Origin of the sequence: Lysinibacillus sp. RS11, assembly GCF_042019215.1 — a bacterium.
Lineage (GTDB): Bacteria > Bacillota > Bacilli > Bacillales_A > Planococcaceae > Lysinibacillus > Lysinibacillus xylanilyticus_A.
The window spans coordinates 883,090-905,100 of the sequence record NZ_CP168124.1; the positions used below are offsets into that span (position 1 = coordinate 883,090).

Genomic DNA, 22,011 nt, shown 5'->3' on the forward strand with positions numbered 1-22,011 from the left:
GGGTTAGAAATAGTGTTTTCTTATGTCTATAGTATAATTGTTTTTCAACACACCTGATTATTTTTTTAAGGAATGCTGTGGAATTGAACGGGGGGCTTACACATGTTAGTAGATTTTAGAGTGAAAAATTGCTTAAGTTATAAAAATGAAACATTATTTTCTATGGTTGCGGGAAACCGTATTCGAAAACTAAAAGACACACATACAATGAATTTTGAATCGTTTCGTCTCGTGAAAAGTGCTTTTATTTTTGGACCAAATGGAAGTGGAAAATCGAACTTATTCACAGCTATTAAAGTGTTACGTTCTTTGTTGTTTAACTTTGAAAACCTTAATAATGTCAAACAACTGCGCTTGCCCTACCAACCGTTTAAGCTAGGAGGTCAGCAAGGGCAACCGACAGAATTTATGATTTCATTATTACTAGATGGGGTACTGTATGATTATGAGATACAGTATAATGCATCGCAGGTTCTTTATGAATGCCTCACTAAAACGACAACGTCCATGAAAGAAAAGCTCTTTACCAGACAGTGGGATGGGACAGAATATTTGTATGAAACTGCCCAAAACACAGCGCTAGAGCTGACAAAATATACGCGTAATAATACGGCTTTCTTATCAGTATTAAATGTCTTTAATGACCCCGATGCTACAAAAATATTTGATTGGTTTTTACATAAAATTCTGTTCCTTGATGAAGCAAACCGGTTATCAAGTCATCCACTGATTCGTAAACTTGAAGAGGAACCCTTTAAGAATGAAGTCATTAAACTACTTAAAATTGCAGACTTTTCTATTCAAAATGTGACAGCAAGACGTGTTGAGCGCAGAGAGAAAAATACTATTTATGAGTTTGACACTTCGGAGGTTATTCAAGAGGTGGATATTGATTTGCACTATTTATCGTTTGATGAAGCAGGTGCGCCAATCGGTACAGAGACGATTAATTGGACGATGGATTCAAAGGGAACAGTACGGATACTACATTTAGCATGTGTTATGGTAGATGCATATAATAAAGGAAAAACGATCTTTATAGATGAATTTGATACTGCATTTCATGTATCGATTTGTGAATTTTTAATGGCTATAATGAACAGCAAACGTAACGCCAGTAATCAATTTGTTGTAACAAGTCATGAAATTGATTTATTGGATCAGCCATTACGTTCCGATCAAATTTGGTTTGTCAATAAAAGCTTTAAAAATGAATCCGAGTTATACTCCTTATTTGATTTTGTAGATTTGCAGAAGAAACGAGGCGATATTTCCTATGCCAAGCGTTACTTAAAGGGCGAGTTTGGTGCAACACCGGTTATTAATGAATACTTATCCAATCAATATTTAACTTCTTTCAGCGGGTTCCAAACACCCAGAAGTTAAAGCCTCTGGCGGATGTCACGGAATCAGAAAGGAGTTCACAAAGGATGTTAACCTAAAATCATCGCATCCATGCGATAACGGCTAACAGACCTGCATCGGTAATAACGCCACGTCCTGTGGCATTACCGAAATGACCGACATCGTGTCGGCCCTCGTGCAGGCCTAAGCACAAAGCCGATTCCGGACGCAATTATGCCGAGGCATAATTAATAGGAAGTGGAGGTATCTGAGCTGTGAGAGTACGTCAACAAGGAAACAGAACACTACGTAAAACTATTTTAATTTATTGTGAAGGTGAAACTGAGCGTATTTATTTTGAGCAAATGCGTATTTTAAAGCGCTCAAAATTGGTAAGTGTCAAAATTAAAAACGTGAAACGCTCAGCTATTAAGCTAGCTCAGCATGCCTATCGAGATTCGAGCTATCAATATTTTGATGAAGTTTGGATTGTATTTGATAAGGATGATTTAACTGAAAAGCAGTTAGAAGAAGTGAATGACTTTTGTGAGGAGAAAAATATTCATATTGCTTACTCAAATGAGGCATTTGAATTATGGTTACTGTTACATTTTGAAGAGGTCGATATTTCGGAAAAATATCCTCGGGCTGTTTTAAATGATAAGATGGAGCAACATCTAGGGATAACACGTTATTTCCGACATAAAGCGGATGAGTCAGTCATTGCACCCATCGCATTACGGCATGAGGTCGCTATAAAAAACTGCACGGAAATGATGGCACTTCGCAAGACAGAAAACCGTGACAACCCATATTGCAACATACATGAAATGATTCAATACATATTTTAATGTCAACAGCAGATTTTCTGGGGATCTAATAGAGAACTTGCCGTTTTGTAGATTTTCATCAAAAGCTGGAGGGAGTCTTTTTATAGTCCTCTAATATTGATCATCCTGTGGATTAACAACCTCTGAAATTTTTAACATGAATTTTTAGTGTTTCGGAATAAATAAGATCAGAAAGCTATGACAATTGAACTGAACATATGATACATCTTGCCCCCCATAAATGATTGAAAAGTATATTTTTTAGTCGTTTTCTTCCGATTACCTAACTTGCCTTTCCTATTTATACACACTACAAGTTAATAAAAGGTTTGAGTGACTGAGAGACCATTAAAAACATTTGTACATTTCGTGCATATGCTTTTAATGGTTTCTTTTTTCGTTCTTAATAAGGAGGAAATTCATTATGAGCACAGCTTCAGCAATACAACGTCAACAATCAATTGAGGAATTACAAAGTAAAGAATACGATTTATTGGTCATCGGTGGCGGTATTACAGGATGTGGTATTGCACTTGATGCAGTTGCCCGCGGTTTATCTGTAGCATTAGTTGAAATGCAAGATTTCGCCGCGGGTACTTCTAGTCGCTCGACAAAATTAGTACACGGGGGGCTTCGTTATTTAAAACAATTTGAGATAAAAGAGGTTGCAGATTTAGGTAAAGAGCGTGCGATTGTTTATGAAAATGGACCTCATGTAACAACTCCTGTATGGATGCTACTCCCGTTCCATAAAGGAGGCACATTTGGCAAATTCTCAACGAATATTGGCTTACGTGTTTATGACTTTTTAGCAGGTGTTAAACGTTCTGAACGTCGTTATATGTTAAATGCTGCAAAAACCATTGAAAAAGAACCTTTGGTCAAAGTTGAGGAATTACGTGGTGGAGGAGTATACGTAGAATATCGTACAGATGATGCGCGTCTGACAGTCGAAGTTGCTAAAGCTGCCATCGAAAAAGGGGCTACACTTATAAACTATACAAAGGCAGAGAACTTTTTATACAGTGACCAGAAGAAAATTAATGGAATCGTAGCACAAGATTTGATTGCCTATAACATGTTTACGATTCGTGCTAAAAAGGTAGTTAATGCTGCTGGTCCGTGGGTAGACGATGTTCGTCATATCGAAGGGAAACAAAATGGTAAACATTTAATTTTATCGAAAGGTGTGCATATCGTTTTTGATGAATCCAAATTCCCATTACACCAAGCTGTATATTTTGATACGCCTGATGGCCGCATGGTATTTGCGATTCCTCGTGATGGGAAAACATATGTTGGAACGACAGATACATTTTATCAAGGCGATGCACGTGAGATGAATATTCAGCAAGAAGATCGTGATTATATGATGAAGGCAATTCATTACATGTTTCCAAAAGTTCATGTCACGGATGAAGATATCGAATCAAGCTGGGCAGGTGTTCGTCCATTAATTCATGAGGACGGTAAAAACCCTTCTGAAATTTCCCGTAAGGACGAAGTATGGGAATCTTCTTCAGGACTTGTGACAATCGCTGGCGGTAAATTAACAGGTTATCGTAAAATGGCAGAAACTGTCTTAAATAAGATTACGCAAGATTTAGAACAACAATTTGGCATAACATCTACACCATGTAAAACAAAACATATGCGTATTTCTGGCGGGGAAATTGGCGGCTCTCAAAACTTACATGCCTTCGTGTCTAAACGAACAAAAATGGGCATCGATCTGGGATTATCTGAAGCGGAAGCAAAACATTTAGCACATCATTACGGGTCAAATGTTGACCTTGTTTTTGAATATGCAAAAGAAAAACATGCTGTTTTACCTCAAACGCTCTATGCTCAGTTACTATATGGGATTCATCATGAAATGGTTGTTCATCCAAACGATTTTATAATTCGTCGTACAGCCTATATGTTCTTTAATATTGCGCTTGTGAAGAAGTACAAAGATGCAGTAATAGATGAAATGGCAAAACAATTAAATTGGTCTACTGAGCAACGTGAGCAATATGAAAAAGATTTAAATACAGAAATAACAAGAGCCACAACTGCATTATAAAAAAATGAGGAGCTGTCCTAAAAATAGATATATTCTGGTGAATATCCACGTAGACTTTTGTATGTGCGACGAAGCATGAGAGAAACGAAGCGACAGGAGCACATTTTTGCGACGAAGCGTGAGAGAAACGTAGCGACAGGAGCACATTTTTGCGACGAAGCATGAGAGAAACGTAGCGGCAGGAGCACAGCGATGTACTTTTGCCTTGCTGCGGAAAGTAAGAAGGGTTTTCCCGTATACAAATATGCTAGATATTTTATAACGGACTTTTTAGCAAAGGGGTAATCAAATGAATTTTAATAATCAACAAATTATTCCCGCTGCACGTACAGTAAAGCAATTTGAGGAAATATTATATAGTCGATTCGAATACATTGTTCTACTAGAAGTGCATATTAGTTTACTAATGTCAATCAAGCACGGGGCAGATCGTAACGCTAAAAAGTTATATTCATGCAGATTTAATTAAAAACAGATAATTTTACAGCTGATTTTTTTACAATCCTATCCGTCTAGCAGGCATTATTTCCACTCGATAAACAATAGGTTGATTATGTGGGTTACTTTTTCTAGAATGTACGTAAGTTCAAGCGCGTGGTTAGGAAAAGGAACCCACATTTATTCAACTGCTAGTATGCAGTTTGTTTAAGTGTGGGTTTGTTTTTTTAGGTGTACTTAAAAACAAAGGGGGCTTTTATATGTCTGTATTAACAGCGGAACTTGTCGGCACGATGATTCTTATTTTATTCGGTGGGGGAGTTGTTGCGGGTGTATCACTGCACAAATCGAAAGGTTTTGGCGGTGGATGGGTAGTGATTACCTTCGCCTGGGGTCTAGGTGTGGCGATGGCTGCATATGCTGTAGGCGGTATTAGTGGCGCTCACTTGAATCCTGCGTTAACAATCGCGCTTGCTTCAATTGGCAATTTCCCATGGGAAGACGTACCTGCTTATGTTGTTGCACAATTGATTGGTGGTTTTTTAGGTGGGGTACTTGTTTATTTTATGTATTTACCACATTGGAAAGGTACGAAAGATCCAGATGCAAAACTGGCTGTATTTTCTACAATGCCTGCCATTAAACATCCATTATCAAATTTAATTTCCGAAATGATTGGTACATTTATACTTGTTTTAGGTATTCTAGCATTAGGTACAAACACAATTACAGATGGGCTAAACCCGTTTCTAGTTGGTATGCTAATTGTAGCCATTGGAATGGCTTTAGGAGGACCGACTGGTTATGCAATTAATCCTGCTCGTGACCTTGGCCCACGTATTGCTCACTTTTTCTTACCAATACCAGGTAAACGTGACTCAGGGTGGTCATATGCATGGGTTCCAATTGTTGGTCCAATGATCGGTGGTACATTCGGTGCCCTATTTTTCCAACAAATTTTTGAGGGGGAAAATAGTATCGCATTTTGGGTGTTAGCTATTATCGTCGTAATTATTTTTATTTGTGCTCAATTAACAGTGAAAAATGTTGAGAGTGAAATGTAATAAAAAATTTATTTGGAGGTATGTCCGATGTCAGAAAAGAAATATATTTTAGCTTTAGACCAAGGTACAACAAGTTCACGTGCTATTTTGTTTGATCAAAAAGGGAGTATTCTCCATAGCGCACAACAAGAGTTCAAACAACATTTCCCGCAATCTGGATGGGTTGAACATCACGCGGAAGAAATTTGGTCCTCTATTCTTTCTTGTATCGCTACAGTGCTTTCTGCAAAAAATATTGATTCAAATCAAATTGCTGGGATCGGTATTACAAACCAACGCGAAACAACAGTTGTTTGGGATAAAAATACAGGGAAACCAATTTATAATGCGATTGTATGGCAATCGCGCCAAACGAACGGTATTTGTGAAGATTTGAAAGCAAACGGTTATAATGACTTATTCCGTGATAAAACAGGTTTATTAATCGATGCATATTTCTCAGGCACAAAAGTAAAGTGGATTTTAGACAATGTTGAAGATGCTCGTGAAAAAGCAGAAGCAGGGGTCTTACTATTCGGCACAATTGATACATGGTTAATATGGAAGTTGACTGGTGGTAAAGTACATGTAACGGATTATTCAAATGCTTCTCGTACATTAATGTATAACATTTATGATTTAAAATGGGATGAGGAATTATTAAATATTTTAGGCGTTCCTGCTTCCATGCTTCCAGAGGTTCGCCCTTCTTCAGAAGTATATGGTTATACGGAAGAAGCTCTGTTCTTCGGCTCTGCTGTTCCGATTGCTGGGGCTGCGGGTGATCAACAAGCTGCTCTATTTGGTCAGGCTTGCTTTGATGAAGGCATGGTAAAAAACACTTATGGTACAGGCTGCTTTATGTTGATGAACACTGGTGAAAAGGCAGTAAAATCAGAGAATGGCTTATTAACTACGCTTGCTTGGGGCTTAAATGGTAAGGTAACTTATGCTTTAGAAGGAAGTATTTTCGTAGCTGGCTCTGCTATTCAATGGTTACGCGATGGCTTACGAATGTTCCGCTCTGCTGCTGATTCTGAGCAATATGCTGAACGTGTGGAGTCAACTGATGGCGTTTATGTAGTCCCTGCATTTGTTGGTTTAGGAACGCCTTATTGGGATTCTGATGTACGAGGTGCTGTCTTCGGTTTAACTCGTGGTACATCTAAAGAACATTTTGTACGTGCAACATTAGAATCATTAGCTTATCAAACAAAAGACGTACTTAGCGCAATGGAAGCAGATGCAAATATTCCACTAACAAAATTACGTGTAGATGGTGGCGCTGTTGCAAACAATTTCTTAATGCAATTCCAAGCAGACTTATTAAATGTTCCCGTTGATCGTCCGGTTATTAACGAAACAACTGCTTTAGGTGCTGCATATTTAGCAGGGATAGCAGTTGGCTTCTGGAAATCAACAGATGAAATTAGTGAGTATTGGAATTTAGAACGTCAATTCACACCTGATATGGATGAATCACTTCGTGGAGAAATTTATGCAGGCTGGAAAAAAGCTGTGACAGCTGCTCAAGCGTTTAAATAATTAGATTAATAGGATGGATTTAAAAGATAGCTGAATAGTGATAAAAAACCTTGATAGGCTAATTTGACGCAGATCCCGGATTGTTAGACAAACAATTTAACTTTTGGGGTTACTTCATTTGCCAATCAAGGTTTTATTTATGAATAGGAAATTATTCTATAACCACTTCGATATTAACTTTAAGTCACTGTTTAGCGGACTTTTTTTGAAACCTCCACTTTTCGGCATGCCCTTAGTGTCGGTCGTATCTCTGCTATAGCAACAATCTTGAAGCATGTTTATTCCAAAAAAACATATAGTGTATATTGAGAATTATGAGTATTCGAATGAAAGGGGATTGCGTGGATAATTCTAAGTCGAATCAGCGCAAAAATTCAGATGAGAATGTAAAGGATCAGCAGCTGGAGCCGTTTCGTGTCGATAATGAAGGAAAAAAGATGACAACGAATCAGGGGCTAAAAGTTTCGAATGATGAGGATTCGTTGAAGGCTGGAGTTCGTGGGCCAACCATTATGGAGGATTTTCATTTCCGAGAAAAAATGACACACTTTGACCATGAACGTATTCCAGAGCGTGTTGTACATGCGAGGGGCTTCGCTGCACATGGGGAATTTGAGCTGTATGAGTCGATGAAAGAATATACAAAGGCGGGCTTTTTACAGGATCCAAATAAGAAAACACCAGTTTTTGTCAGATTTTCGACTGTAGTTGGCAGCTTAGGATCGATGGATACTGCACGAGATGTACGTGGGTTTGCGACGAAATTCTACACGGATGAAGGTAATTATGATTTAGTTGGTAATAATATACCTGTCTTTTTTATTCAAGACGCCATTAAATTTCCTGATTTAATTCATGCGGTAAAGCCTGAGCCTCACAATGAAATGCCACAAGCAGCTTCAGCGCACGATACATTTTGGGATTTTGTGGCGAACAATCAGGAAATTGCACATATGATTATGTGGCATATGTCTGATCGAGCAATACCTAGAAGTTTTCGAATGATAGAAGGCTTCGGTGTTCATGCTTTCCGTTTCGTCAATGATAAAGGAAAGTCCAGATTTGTGAAATTTCATTGGAAGCCTGTGCTAGGTGTTCATTCACTTGTTTGGGATGAAGCGCAAATTATTGCTGGAAAGGATCCAGATTTTCACCGACGTGATTTGTGGGAATCAATTGAAATTGGCGATTATCCAGAATATGAGCTTGGTGTTCAGATGCTTGAGCCAGAGGACGAATTTAAATTTGATTTTGATGTATTGGATGCAACAAAGCTTTGGCCTGAAGAGATAGTGCCAGTTAAAAAGATTGGGAAAATGACCTTGAATCGCAATGTAGATAATGTTTTTGCTGAAACAGAGCAAGTCGCCTTCCATCCTGGAAATGTTGTGCCAGGCATCGATTTTACAAATGACCCACTTCTACAAGGGCGGCTATTTTCTTATTTAGATACACAGCTCATACGATTAGGTGGACCAAACTTTAGTGAAATACCAATTAACCGACCAGTGTGTCCAATTCATAATAATCAACGCAATGGCTTCAGTCGACAAACCATTAATGTTGGGAGAGTAAGCTACCATAAAAATTCTCTCGCAAATAATACACCTTCTACCTCTACTGCAAAGGAGGGCGGCTATGTCCATTATGAAGAAAAGGTTGAAGGACGGATTACACGAGCACGAAGTAAATCTTTTGATAATCATTTCTCACAGGCAAGGCTTTTTTGGAATAGTATGTCACCTCCTGAAAAACAACATATCATCGATGCCTTCAGCTTTGAGGTAGGGAAGGTGAAAAGTAAGTCAGTACGCCAACAGGTTGTTGATATGTTCGTTCGAGTGGATAAAGCAATGGCAACAACTGTAGCTGATAATATTGGTGTTAATCGGCCAAAAGGGGAGCAAATAAATGTCACGTTATCATCACCTGCACTTAGCCAAGCTAATACAGTAAAAGTGCCACAAACACTTAAAGTAGGTGTACTAATAGGTGATGGGTTTGACGCAAATGAAGTCGGAGAAGTGCTGAAATATTTAACAAGACAAGGTGTTCGGTACAATATTATTTCTGACAGATTAGGGGTTGTTACTAGCAGTGATGGCGTACAGTTAACAGCAAGTGACACATTTATTACGACGGATGCGGTACTATTTGATTCATTATATGTTGTAGGGGTAAAGGCAAACAATCAGGCAAAGTTTAATTCGTTTATTGTAAGTTATATTAATGAAGCGTATAGGCATTATAAACCGATCGGCATTGCCACATCCGGTACTATATTTTTTAATATGTCCAATGCTAATGTAGGACCAGGAATTGTGTTGGCAACTGGCAACAAAGATTTCGCTAAAAAATTTGTAGATGCCATTGCCCAGCAACGCTTTTGGCAACGTAATATTTATTAACTTACATTGTTTTTGGGATAATACCCGTGGAGCAAGAGAATATCCATGAAAAGGAACGATAACCTCTAGAAAACCTTTGCTTTAGATTTTCTATGAAATACTTCATCCATCATAGTGAAAATTTAAGTCTCTCGTTGTTCAATAAAGAATAATGAGAGATTTTTGAATGTTGTACCTTAATGTTTAACAAAAAACATCTGTTGGACTCATACCTTCAGCCGATTTCAGACATAATTATGCAGAGGTATGATTGATTGGCAATAAAAAATATCTGAGGCCATACAAATTTTCCTTTTACAATAACATCTTGAAGTAAACAAAATATTGCTAAATTTTCTTCTAGTTATATGGAATTGCATTCAAATTTTGTAAATGATATGGTGGTAAATGAGGTGAATTTCGTGGAAAAATTTGATATTGCAATTGTTGGCGCAGGTCCAGGGGGATATGTGGCAGCCATTCATGCAGCAAAATGCGGCAAGAAGGTCGCCTTAGTGGAGCGCGATAAAGTAGGGGGAGCATGCTATAATGTCGGCTGTATTCCTTCGAAAATTTTATTGGAGCATAGTAAGCTTATTCAGGAAATAAAACGTGGTAATGACTGGGGCATTGAAACTCCTACAGTACATGTGAATTTCCCGCGATTAATGAAACGTAAAGATGCTATTATTGATGAGCTTTTAACGAATATTGAGGGTTATATTTTTAACAATCAAATTACCTTTTATCGAGGAGAAGCAGCAGTGGCTAAGGATTTAACTGTAACTGTTGGAAGTGAGTCCTTTACGGCAACGGATATCATTTTAGCAACAGGAAGTAAACCATTTGTCCCGCCATTTAAAGGTTTAGAGACGTCTTCATATTTTACAACGGATACGTTTTTTGATATTGATGAGTTGCCAAAGCAGTTAACAATAATTGGTGGTGGCGTTATTGCTGTGGAGATAGCATTTAGCCTGGCACCACTAGGAACGAAGGTGACGATGCTAAATCATAGTGAGGATATTTTACAGACAGAAGAACCGGATGCACGACCGGTTATTCGTGAAAAGATGAAAAAGCTGGGTATTGAGCTTGTGACAGATTTTCAATTCGAGCATTTTAATGGTAATGATATTCATACATCTAAAGGCATTTATACATATAAAAATCTCTTGTTTGCAACAGGTCGACGCCCAAATACAGAAATCGCTCAGCAGCTTGGTCTAGCATTCGATGGTCGATTGATTGCTGTCAATGAGCATCTTGAAACAAGTCAGCCGCATATATATGCAATAGGCGACTTAGTTGGTGGTTACCAGCTAGCTCACTCAGCGAGCGCAGAGGGAATTCATGTTGTGGACCATATTTTAGGAAATAAACCGGAACTGATTGATCAAACGTTGATTCCTCGTTGTGTTTATACACATCCTGAAATTGCGACATTCGGTTTACTGGAAGAGCAGGTTGAAGAACCTTATACGGTGACTCAAATGCCTTTACAGACAAATCCTAAAGCATTAATGGAAGGGAATACAGTAGGTTTTATTAAGCTTATTGCAACGAAAAAGGAAGGACGTATTTTAGGAGCATGTGTTGTTGCTGATGGGGCAACAGAAATGTTAAATGCTATTTTAGCTACTAAAAATGCTGGAGGCACTGTCCATACGCTCGCAAATATGATTTTCCCACACCCTACAGTTTCAGAGCATATAGGGGATGCTGCAAAAGCTTTTTTTGACAAAGCCATTCATCAATAGGATTTTGAAAACATATTTAGTTTGTTGCCACAAAAAGCATTGTATCGAAAGATAATCTTACCAATTGCTGTAGGAGGTTCTATCGGACATTTACTTGCGTTAGAATATGCATTGAAACCAATTTTAGCTGTACTAGGAGCTACCACTGTTTCGCATTCTGTATATATTGTGGATAAACAAATCATTCGGCTTGAAGATGGAAGCTCTGCCGTCGAGGATGAAGCGATCAATCGACTTGACGAGAATTAAAGCAGTTACAACAAAATGTATTAGTAAACTAAAAGGATTCATCACTAAAGTTGGGAATCGTTGTCGCAAATGAGACAATAGAGCGAGCACAGTAGGAGATTGAAATAAGTATTAAGTCTACAAAATAGCGCATTATAGGAAATAACCGCCTATAATGCGCTATTTTTAATTTGTATCAAGTTCTTGGTTTTTCTCAACTGGTGTTGTAGAGAGATATAAGAAAGCCTCATCTTGCAATAGCAATAATTTTTCTTCACAAATACCGTGCGCTAAAGGTCCAGAAAAAATAGATTCCCACCAAGTTCCTGTTGTTGTTGTCATTCATCTACGCCCCCGTTTCTTTTTCAATATGTAGTTGTAAATTTCAAAAAAACACAACCATCTTAGCTACATTCATTACCTCATCACCTCATCACCTCATAACTAATATAAGAAAGAGGAATTTTTGCTTTCAATGTTGTATCGTATAGACAAAGATAGTTTGTTTCAAAATGAAAAAACTATGTATGCCATTTTAAAAAAAGGGGTGCTTTATGATGAATTTTACGCCACAAGACGTAGAGAATATGATTACAGAACAGCGTCAATTTTATTTTTCACGAGCGACTAAGAGTACAAAATTTCGAAAAGAGCAATTAATAAATCTGAAGAAATCAATTTTAAAATATGAAAAAGAAATTTTGAATGCTTTACATTTAGATTTACGAAAGAGTGAGTTTGAGGCATATGCAACAGAAGTTGGTATTGTTTTAGATAGTATTTCTTATATGGTAAAGCATGTTGAAGAATGGATGAAACCAGAAGTTGTAAAAACACCAATTCAATTTCAGATGGGGAAAAGCTTTATTGTTCGAGAGCCATATGGCGTGACATTAATTATTGGCCCATTCAATTATCCATTCCAGCTCGTAATGGAGCCATTAATCGGTGCAATTATTGGTGGCAATACGGCTATTGTAAAACCATCCGAAACATCTGTGCATACAGCAGTAATTGTTAAAAAAATAATTGAAGAAACGTTTAATCCTTCCTATGTGCGTGTTGTAGAAGGGGAAAAAGAAGAAGTGACGGCACTTATTCATGCATCCTTTGACTATATATTTTTCACAGGAAGTGTGGCAGTTGGAAAGGTTGTTGCAAAGGCAGCTGCAGAACGATTAACACCGATTGCCTTAGAACTTGGTGGGAAAAGTCCCGCAATTGTCGATCAAACAGCCAATTTAGAAGTAGCGGCGAAAAGAATTGCTTGGGGTAAATTCTCAAATACTGGACAAACTTGTGTGGCACCAGATTATGTCCTTGTCCATAAAGATATCTATGACCGATTTATGAAATTATTGAAAGAAACGCTTCGTGCCTTCTACGGTAAAAATGCATTAAAAAGCCCTGACTATGGTCGTATTGTGAATTTAAGACAATTTGATCGATTACAGCAAATAATAACGGAAGAACGTGATGCAATTACGTTTGGTGGTAGAACAGATCGAGATGATTTATATATTGAGCCTACAATTATTGAATATGTGAAATGGTCAAATCCTTCAATGCAGGATGAACTATTTGGTCCGATTTTACCTGTGATGATGTATGATGATTTGCCACTTGCTATTCACCAAATTCGTCAGTTACCAAAGCCTTTAGCGGCATATTTTTTCTCAGAGCATGAGAAAGCTATTCAGTACTTTTTAGAGGAATTACCATTTGGTGGAGGATGTATTAATGACACGATTACACATGTTGGAAATTTACATTTACCATTTGGCGGTGTTGGTTCATCAGGGGTAAAAGCGTATCACGGGAAGGCAAGTTTTGATAACTTTACTCACCCAAAATCTATATTAAAAAAATCTTCAAAGGTAGAGACGAATATTCTATTTCCTCCGTATAAACAAAAAGTTAAGCTTGTACGAACTATTATGAAATAGTAAAGAATGAGGTGTCGGGACACAAAAGGTCTTCGACACCTTACTTTTAGTAGTGACATTTAAACAAGCTCTCTCAGATATATAGCTTTCAATTAAAAAATACAGTTGTCGATAAATGCCGATTTTTGATAAATTAGGTACATTTCAGTGAAATATTTAAGATAGATCAAAATGATAGCGTTTTCATCGAAAAAACGTCCTAAGAGGCATTTTATTTATGGATGAATAAGTAGTAAAATAAATTCAATAGAATGTGGGGGTATTCATATTGTCAATTTTTGTCGAAAAACAATAAATGATGAAATGAGTGTAGAGATTGATTGGAGGACTATGAAATGTATGCAGAGGAATTGTTAAGTGCATTACCTTTGAAAAAAATAATTGGAGTATTACCTGACCAAGTAAGTGATATTGTCATTGATTCACGAAGTGTGCAACCAAATAGTATGTTTGTTTGTATAAAAGGTTATACAGTGGATGGTCATGACTATGCACAGAAAGCTGTTGAAGGTGGCGCAACAATCGTTGTGACTGAACGAAAATTACCATTAGGAGAAACTATTGCACAGGTAATTGTGAAAGATACGGACCGAGCAGTAGGCCTGCTAGCAGCAAAGTTTTTTGATTATCCATCTAAGGATATGACCATGATTGGTGTAACAGGGACAAATGGAAAAACATCAGTAACTGGTATTATTCAAAACATCATGCATGGTATGGGCGAGAAATCAGCACTAACAGGAACAATCGGCTTTAATTTAAATGGTATTTTATATGAATCTGCAAATACTACGAGTGATGCATTGTCGACACAACAAATGATATTCCGTGCAAAAATGGAAGGTTGCCGTTTAATGACTATGGAAGTATCTTCGCACGGTTTATCACTTGGACGTCTGGCTGGTGTAGATTATGATGTAGCTATTTTTACAAATCTTACACATGATCATTTAGATTTCCATGGTACGATGGAGGAATATGGTCATGCGAAGGGCTTATTATTCTCTCAACTTGGACAAGACTTAGAAAAGAATAAATTTGTTGTGTTAAATGCTGATGATGCTTGGTCAGAGCGTTATGCGGCGATGACACCATTTCCAGTATGGACATATGGTTTAAATAATGAAACAGCTGATTTCCGTGCTATTAACTGTGAGTATCATGATTATAAGACATCTTTTGACGTTGAAATGTCAGAGGGAATATTTCATGTACAAATGAATTTACTCGGGGAATTTAATATATACAATGTACTTGCTGCTATGGTTGCTTTTTATGGCCGTGGTTATTCAATGGAAACAATCATTGAACAAATTGAGCAATTGCCATCAGTAAAGGGACGTATGGAAAAAGTTTGCTCAGATTTACCAGTGCAGATTTTTGTTGATTATGCACATACACCTGACGCAATTGAAAAAGCGATTTCTTCAGCTCAACCATATAAAAAAGGCAAGCTTATTTTCCTAGTTGGCACAGGTGGCAATCGTGATAAATCGAAACGTCCAGCAATGGCAGAAAAGGCATCAGCTGCCGAATACGTTATTTTGACGACAGATGACCCACGTTATGAAGACTACGATAGTATAACAGGTGATCTTGCCAAAGGGATGTTACATGAAAATTATGCATGTATAGGAGATCGTGCTGAGGCAGTACGCCATGCGATAGAAGTTGCTGAACCAGGAGATATGATTATTTTTGCTGGTAAAGGTCATGAAGATTATCAAATTATTGAGAATACAAAATATCCTCATAGTGATGCGGAAATTGCAATAGAAGCGGGCCGTTTAAAATTCGTATAATAGCTATTATCTGCAATTAAGCTGCTCTTAGTGCCGTATGTAGAGCCTACTTGAATGTGAGACCGCCATACATGCAACAATGTGATAAATTCAAGACATTCAGAACCCTTTTAGTAATAACTAAAGGGTTTTCTTTTGGGTTCTATTTTAAGTAGAACCTCTTTTTTGGAGATTTCATGTAAAAAGGTTGTGCGAAAGGCGAGTCTTCTTTTATTATTATTAAGTATGAAAAAAGGAGAATGACGAGATGAATTCAAATTTAGAACAAGATATATTATCGCGTCGAACTTTTGCCATTATCAGTCACCCTGATGCTGGGAAAACGACGATTACAGAAAAACTTTTACTATTTGGTGGTGCGATTCGTGATGCCGGTACAGTAAAAGGGAAAAAAACAGGTAAGTTCGCAACTTCTGACTGGATGGAAATTGAAAAGCAACGTGGGATTTCTGTAACTTCTTCAGTTATGCAATTCGATTATAACGGATCACGTGTCAATATTTTGGACACACCTGGTCACCAAGATTTCTCAGAGGATACGTATCGTACATTAATGGCTGTAGATAGTGCTGTCATGGTAGTCGATGCTGCAAAAGGTATTGAAGCACAAACTTTAAAACTGTTCAAAGTTTGTAAAATGCGTGGTATTCCGATATTTACTTTTATCAATAAACTAGACCGTCAAGGGAAAGAGCCGCTTGAGCTGATTGAAGAGCTTGAGGAAGTACTTGGCATTAACGCTTACCCAATGAACTGGCCAATCGGTATGGGTAAAGAGTTTTTAGGTATTTATGATCGTTACAATAAACGTATTGAGCAATTCCGTACTGAAGAAGAAGAACGTTTCTTGCCAATTGATGATAATGGGGAACTTGCAATCGAGCACCCAATGAAGGTGACTTCTTATTATTCACAAGCGATGGACGACATAATGTTGCTCGATGAAGCGGGTAATGCGTATTCTGAAGAAAAAATTCGTCGTGGTGAATTAACACCTGTTTTCTTCGGTTCAGCTTTAACAAACTTTGGTGTGCAAACATTCCTTGAAACATATTTACAATTTGCACCAACACCACAGCCTCGTATTACTGAGGATGAACAATTTATTGATCCAGTTGAGCATGATGAGTTTTCAGGCTTCATCTTTAAAATTCAAGCGAATATGAATCCTGCTCACCGTGACCGTATTGCCTTTGTGCGTATCGTATCTGGTAAATTTGAGCGTGGTATGAACATGACTTTATCCCGTACAGGTAAATCATTCAAAGTGACACAATCTACACAATTCCTTGCTGATGACCGTGAAACTGTAGATGAAGCTGTTGCTGGTGATATTATTGGTTTATATGACACAGGTACTTATCAGATTGGTGACACAGTTGTAGGTGGTAAAAAGACATTCCAATTTGAAAAATTGCCGCAGTTCACACCAGAGCTATTCGTTCGAGTAACTGCTAAAAACGTAATGAAATCTAAGCAATTCCATAAAGGGATTTTACAACTAGTGCAAGAAGGCGCCATTCAATATTATAAAACATTGCATACAGAAGAAGTTATTCTGGGAGCAGTTGGTCAATTACAATTTGAGGTTTTTGAGCATCGTATGAAAAATGAATACAATGTTGAAGTGAAGATGGAGCCAATTGGTTCAAAAATTGCACGCTGGATTGAAAACGAAGAAGATGTTAAAGAATCAATGTCATCAGGGCGTTCAATGCTTGTTAAAGACCGTTTTGATAATCTTGTTTTCTTATTTGAAAACGAATTTGCCATGCGTTGGTTTGCTGATAAAAACGAAAACATTAAACTATATAGCCTTTTATAAGAAAAAACACGAATCGACATGTTGCGATTCGTGTTTTTTTACAAGGAAAAATGACGCTATATGTAGAATATATACAGTATTGGGAAATTCAAATTTGATTGTTTACAAATATATAGACTCATCACTAAACGTTGATTGGAGTGGAGACTGGGCGACTCCTTGGGGATTAGCGATAGAGGAACGAAGACTAAGAGCATCACATCCTGTGATAACGCCTTCGTGACCAACATCGGTGCTACTGCCGCTACGCTTTCGCGCAAAAAACATCTGTTGGCCCGAGACCCTGGAGCGAAGCGGATGTTTTCTGTGCGAAAGCGTAGTGCTAACGTAGCGGCAGCAACAAAAGCGGCTCATCGGACGCCCCCAGGAAGCTCTGCTCTGCGCGAAAGCGAAGCGTCAGCGGCAATGTTTTATCTGTGCGAAAGCGAAGCGTCAGCGGCAATGTTTTATCTGCGCGAAAGCGAAGCGTCAGCGGCAATGTTTTATCTGCGCGAAAGCGAAGCGTCAGCGGCAAAGCGCCCAGTCGGAACGGAAATCAACCACACGTTATGGTATTTACCAAATTTATAAAATATTATCCTTTTCGGCTATCATAGAAAGGACAAGAAAGAAAAGGAGCTTGTAAAAAGTGAACATTAGTAATTTTTCTATTAAAAGACCTGTTTTTACAATTGTTACGATGTTATTGGTCATTATTTTAGGTGGCGTGTCATTATTAAAAATACCTATTACGCTTATTCCAGACTTACGTCCACCAATAGGTGTCGTCGTTACCTCTTATCCTGGTGCAAGCCCTACAGAGGTTAATGAGAAAATAACGAAGCCATTAGAAACATCACTTGCAACCTTGCCAGGGATAAAAAAATTACAGTCTACCTCGCAAGAAGGATCCAATTTAATTATTCTCGAGTTTGATTGGGCAACCAATATTGAAGATGTTCAGCTTGATATATTACAACGAATCGATATGACCCCTTTACCAAATGATGCTGAGAAACCTAGTTTTTTAAAATTTGATCCATCGCAATTTCCTATAATACAGCTTTCCCTACGTGCGGAAAATGACAATGTAGACGTGCGATTACTCGCAGAAGACTTAGAAAAAGAACTTCGTCGAACAGCAGGTGTCGCAAGTGTAAATGTTTCCGGTAAGCTTATAGAAGAAGTTCAAATAACTTTAGATGAGCCGAAGCTAGTTGAGAAAGGAATAACCCAAGCGGATATTATTCAAATTATCCAATCGAACAATGTTTCTCTTCCTGGTGAACCAGTGTTAACAGCTGATGGGAAGATGTTAACTACTCGTATTGTTAGTACATTAACTTCGCCAGAAAGCATTGCTGATTTAATTATTTCAGTAAATCCGATAGATGGTAAAGCTTTAACGGTTGGAGAAGTAGCGTCTGTTGAGCGCGTGGAGCAGAAATCCATAACTACAACAAGAGCAAATGAGCATCCTGCAGTTTTAATGTCTGTATTACAGGAATCGGGCGCAAATACGGCAGAAGTATCAAAAGCTTTTAAAGAAGTTTTAAATGACCTATTAACGAAAAAGGAATATGAAGGAATCGTTGCGGATGTGTTAGTGGATCAAGGTAATTATGTGGATTCAGCGATTAGCAATATTGGATCTTCTTTACTTTTAGGTGGGTTATTCGCAATGTTCGTGCTATTCGTCTTTCTTCGTAGTGTGAAAAGCCCTATTATCATTGGAATTGCGATTCCATATTCAGTTATTGTTACATTTGTTTTAATGTTTTTTGCAAATTTCTCGCTCAATATTATGACGTTAGGAGCGTTAGCGCTTGGCATCGGTATGCTTGTTGATAATGCGATTGTTGTTATTGAAAACATTGAACGACATTTAGGTCTTGGCAAGGATCCGATAGTAGCAGCTAAGGAAGGGACAAAGGAAGTGGCACTTGCGATTACTGCTTCCACTCTCACAACTATTGCAGTATTCATTCCCGTCATGTTTATTGAAGGTTTAATAGGACAAATCTTTACAGAATTTGCATTAACTATTTCTTTTAGCCTAATTGCTTCTTTAGTTGTTGCGTTAACAGTTGTGCCAATGCTTGCAAGTCGTTTTTTGAAAATGAAATCTACAAATATTTATGAAAAACGTAATGAGTCACTTTTCTACAAGAGCTACAAATCATCGGTTATTTGGGTACTGCATCACCGTATGCTTGTCCTGATCTCAGCCGTTGTTTGTTTTGGACTTGCGTTGTTTGGACTTACGAAAATTGGTACAGAGTTTTTACCGCCAACCGATGAAGGATTTACATCCATTAGTGTGAATCTTGAAGAAGGTGTAGCGGTATCAGAAACAGAAAAAGTTGTGGCGAAAATTGAAGAACGCTTAAAACAGGAGAAAGATGTTGACGTATATGTTAGTTTTATCGGTGGTACACAGCAGACACAGTCACGAGGACAGACAAATGCAAACCAAGCAGAGCTATATGTAAAGCTTGTCCCTTTAGCAGATAGGGACCGTTCTATTTTCGAGTTTGTAGAAGAGGTTGAGCGAGATTTGCGTGCGGAGCTTGGCGAACAAGTTGAAATCGCCTTCGGTGTCTCAACGTCAACTGGCTCTTCACCGAATACATTAACGTTTAGATTAACTGATTCTGATGAGCAACGACTTCATAGCTCTGTTGATAAAGTGCAGCAGGAGCTATTAAAAGTAAATTCCGTCACAAAAGTAACTACGGATTTAGATAACGTTGTAAAAGAAATACAAGTAGAAGTAGACCGAGAAAAGGCGAAGGACTACGGATTTGTACCCGCGCAAATTGCTCAAACGGTCAATCAAATGACAAAGGGACAACTCACTACGCAAATAATTGCAGAGGATGGTGCTGTATTACCTGTCTATACAGGTTTTGGACAAGTATTTAATGATAGTATCGAATCCTTAAAATCGATGCAGCTTCGTTCACCTGCTGGTTTATTTGTAAACCTAGAGGATATTGCTACGGTTTCTGTAAAGGAAGGACCTGTATCGATTAGACGTTCTGATCAGGCAGCAGCTGTTGCATTTTTTGTCGATTATGAAACGGAGGAATCATTAGGGGGTATTTCAGCTAAAGTGGATCGAGCATTGGAAAAAGCTGATTTACCATCCGAAACTCAAGTTGTCTTTAGTGGAGATCGTGAGCTTTATGATAGTGCGATTAAAGATTTGCTTTTAGCAGTCGTACTAGCAATAGTGCTTGTATATATCGTGATGGCTGCACAATTTGAATCATTCAAATATCCATTCATTATCATGTTTACGGTACCGTTAATGATTATAGGCGTCGTAATTGCGATGTTTGTTACGAACACGCTAATTGGTGTGACATCTATTATAGGGATTTTAATATTAGTTGGAATTGTCGTGAATAATGGGATTGTACTTGTAGATTACATTAATCAACAAAAAGCCGATGGAATGGCAACGTACGATGCGATTTTACTTGCTACACAGGCTCGAATTCGACCAATTTTAATGACTGCGCTAACAACAATTTTAGGTTTATTACCACTTGCTCTTGGCATTGGAGAAGGAACAGAGATGAATCAACCTATGGGGATTGCAGTAATTGGAGGACTTGTCACATCAACTTTACTTACATTATATATTGTACCGATTGTCTACAGCTTAATGGATAAAGAAACTAGGAAGATGCGTTAAGTTCAGGGGGGGAATGAGAGATGGTAGTTCATTTTTTTACAGGTTTTCCAGGGTTTATTTCGGGTCAGTTAATACGCGAGTTATTTCGAAAAAATCAATCACAGGAAGTAATCGCAATTACTCTAACAGGTGAATTAATAAAGGCAAATATAGAAAAAGATAATATATTAGCGGAGTTTCCTAACTGTTCTATTCGTATCGTAGAGGGAGATATTACATTACCGAATCTTGGTCTAGAAAATCAAGTTGGCCAGGAAATTGTATCTCAAATTGAGGTGCTTTGGCATTTAGCCGCAATTTATGATTTAGCAGTACCACGCGATGTAGCGTGGAAGATAAATGTGCATGGTACGAATATGGTCAATGATTTTGTTCGAACACTTCCGAACTTAAGACGCTATATGTATTTTAGTACAGCGTATGTGGCGGGTACACGCGAAGGTGTTTTACGTGAAAACGAACTAATTCGCCCTTCTGCATTTAAAAACTATTATGAGGAAACAAAATATGAAGCTGAGCAACTAGTAGAGGATTTAAAAGCAGAAGTACCACTGACAATTATTCGCCCTGGCATAGTCCGAGGCCATTCTGAAACAGGTGAGACAGTTAAATTCGATGGACCTTATTTCTTTTTAAATATGGTAGATAAATTAAAATGTCTCCCGTTTATTCCGTATATTGGCAGATCGCAATCAAAAATCAATGTAGTTCCAGTAGATTATATTGTAAACGCCTCGACTTATTTAGTAGATGAAAAATGTGCTGAATGGAAAACTTTGCATCTAACGGATCCAAATCCACATCCTATGCAGGAAGTATACCGGACGATGGTAAAATTATTAACTAACCGCTATCCTAAGGGACGATTACCGTTAACACTGGCAAGAGTATCTTTACAAGTGCCACTTATTCGGAAAAATCTAGGTGTTGAGCAAGAATCTTTAGATTATTTAACTTGGAATGCGAAGTTCGATACATCAGAAGCTGTTGCGATTTTGAAAAAGGGAGGTATTATATGTCCCGATTTTATACAGACTATGCCTAGGATGATTGATTTTTACTTAATGCATAAAGAAGATAAAACCTATCAAATTGAGATAAAGTGAAACTTCA

General features: G+C 37.8%; 16 protein-coding genes. 15 read left to right on the plus strand and 1 reads right to left on the minus strand.

Features of this window, described 5'->3' with window-relative positions:
• The first annotated feature begins 102 nt into the window (after positions 1-102).
• The 9 genes from AB9L17_RS04335 (at position 103) to AB9L17_RS04375 (ending at position 11,664) form a co-directional block, all read left to right on the plus strand.
• Positions 103-1,386 carry an AAA family ATPase gene (locus tag AB9L17_RS04335; protein WP_375200135.1) on the plus strand — a complete coding sequence of 428 codons (1,284 nt, stop codon included), beginning with the start codon at positions 103-105 and terminating at the stop codon, positions 1,384-1,386.
• Between the two features lie 233 nt (positions 1,387-1,619).
• Positions 1,620-2,195, plus strand: a complete 576-nt coding sequence (locus tag AB9L17_RS04340) for an RloB family protein (RefSeq protein WP_068983381.1) — start codon at positions 1,620-1,622, stop codon at positions 2,193-2,195.
• A gap of 403 nt (positions 2,196-2,598) precedes the next feature.
• Positions 2,599-4,242 (plus strand): glycerol-3-phosphate dehydrogenase/oxidase, encoded by a 1,644-nt coding sequence (locus AB9L17_RS04345; protein WP_068983380.1) that lies wholly within the window; start codon positions 2,599-2,601, stop codon positions 4,240-4,242.
• A 289-nt stretch (positions 4,243-4,531) separates the two neighbouring features.
• The gene (locus AB9L17_RS04350; RefSeq protein WP_068983379.1) at positions 4,532-4,711 is read left to right on the plus strand and encodes a hypothetical protein; all 180 of its coding nucleotides are present in this window, start codon (positions 4,532-4,534) and stop codon (positions 4,709-4,711) included.
• 229 nt (positions 4,712-4,940) lie between these two features.
• Entirely contained in the window at positions 4,941-5,744 is an 804-nt protein-coding gene (locus AB9L17_RS04355; RefSeq protein ID WP_068983378.1) for an MIP/aquaporin family protein, read from the plus strand.
• Between the two features lie 27 nt (positions 5,745-5,771).
• Positions 5,772-7,268: a glycerol kinase GlpK gene (gene glpK, locus AB9L17_RS04360; RefSeq protein WP_068983377.1), complete on the plus strand. Its 1,497-nt coding sequence runs from the start codon at positions 5,772-5,774 to the stop codon at positions 7,266-7,268.
• A 326-nt stretch (positions 7,269-7,594) separates the two neighbouring features.
• Entirely contained in the window at positions 7,595-9,676 is a 2,082-nt protein-coding gene (locus tag AB9L17_RS04365) for a catalase (protein WP_068983376.1), read from the plus strand.
• Between the two features lie 401 nt (positions 9,677-10,077).
• On the plus strand, positions 10,078-11,415 hold the full coding sequence (gene lpdA / locus AB9L17_RS04370) for a dihydrolipoyl dehydrogenase (protein WP_068983506.1): 1,338 nt from the start codon (positions 10,078-10,080) through the stop codon (positions 11,413-11,415).
• Positions 11,416-11,436: 21 nt separating this feature from the next.
• A complete protein-coding gene (locus tag AB9L17_RS04375; protein WP_223552841.1) occupies positions 11,437-11,664 on the plus strand; it encodes an NAD(P)H-dependent oxidoreductase in 228 nt (75 codons plus the stop codon).
• A 165-nt stretch (positions 11,665-11,829) separates the two neighbouring features.
• Here AB9L17_RS04375 and AB9L17_RS04380 read toward each other — a convergent pair whose 3' ends face one another.
• On the minus strand, positions 11,830-11,985 hold the full coding sequence (locus tag AB9L17_RS04380; protein WP_223552840.1) for a hypothetical protein: 156 nt from the start codon (positions 11,983-11,985) through the stop codon (positions 11,830-11,832).
• A gap of 215 nt (positions 11,986-12,200) precedes the next feature.
• Here AB9L17_RS04380 and AB9L17_RS04385 point away from each other — a divergent pair, with 215 nt between their 5' ends.
• The 6 genes from AB9L17_RS04385 to AB9L17_RS04410 all read left to right on the plus strand — a co-directional run bounded on the left by AB9L17_RS04385 (position 12,201) and on the right by AB9L17_RS04410 (position 22,004).
• Positions 12,201-13,589: an aldehyde dehydrogenase gene (locus tag AB9L17_RS04385; RefSeq protein WP_375200756.1), complete on the plus strand. Its 1,389-nt coding sequence runs from the start codon at positions 12,201-12,203 to the stop codon at positions 13,587-13,589.
• 335 nt (positions 13,590-13,924) lie between these two features.
• On the plus strand, positions 13,925-15,391 hold the full coding sequence (locus AB9L17_RS04390) for a UDP-N-acetylmuramoyl-L-alanyl-D-glutamate--2,6-diaminopimelate ligase (protein WP_068983374.1): 1,467 nt from the start codon (positions 13,925-13,927) through the stop codon (positions 15,389-15,391).
• 247 nt (positions 15,392-15,638) lie between these two features.
• Complete coding sequence (locus tag AB9L17_RS04395) at positions 15,639-17,216, plus strand: peptide chain release factor 3 (RefSeq protein ID WP_068983373.1); 1,578 nt, start codon at positions 15,639-15,641, stop codon at positions 17,214-17,216.
• A 159-nt stretch (positions 17,217-17,375) separates the two neighbouring features.
• Positions 17,376-17,786 (plus strand): hypothetical protein, encoded by a 411-nt coding sequence (locus tag AB9L17_RS04400; RefSeq protein WP_375200136.1) that lies wholly within the window; start codon positions 17,376-17,378, stop codon positions 17,784-17,786.
• Between the two features lie 58 nt (positions 17,787-17,844).
• Positions 17,845-20,898: an efflux RND transporter permease subunit gene (locus tag AB9L17_RS04405; RefSeq protein ID WP_375200137.1), complete on the plus strand. Its 3,054-nt coding sequence runs from the start codon at positions 17,845-17,847 to the stop codon at positions 20,896-20,898.
• 20 nt (positions 20,899-20,918) lie between these two features.
• Complete coding sequence (locus AB9L17_RS04410; protein ID WP_375200138.1) at positions 20,919-22,004, plus strand: SDR family oxidoreductase; 1,086 nt, start codon at positions 20,919-20,921, stop codon at positions 22,002-22,004.
• The last annotated feature ends 7 nt before the right edge of the window (positions 22,005-22,011 follow it).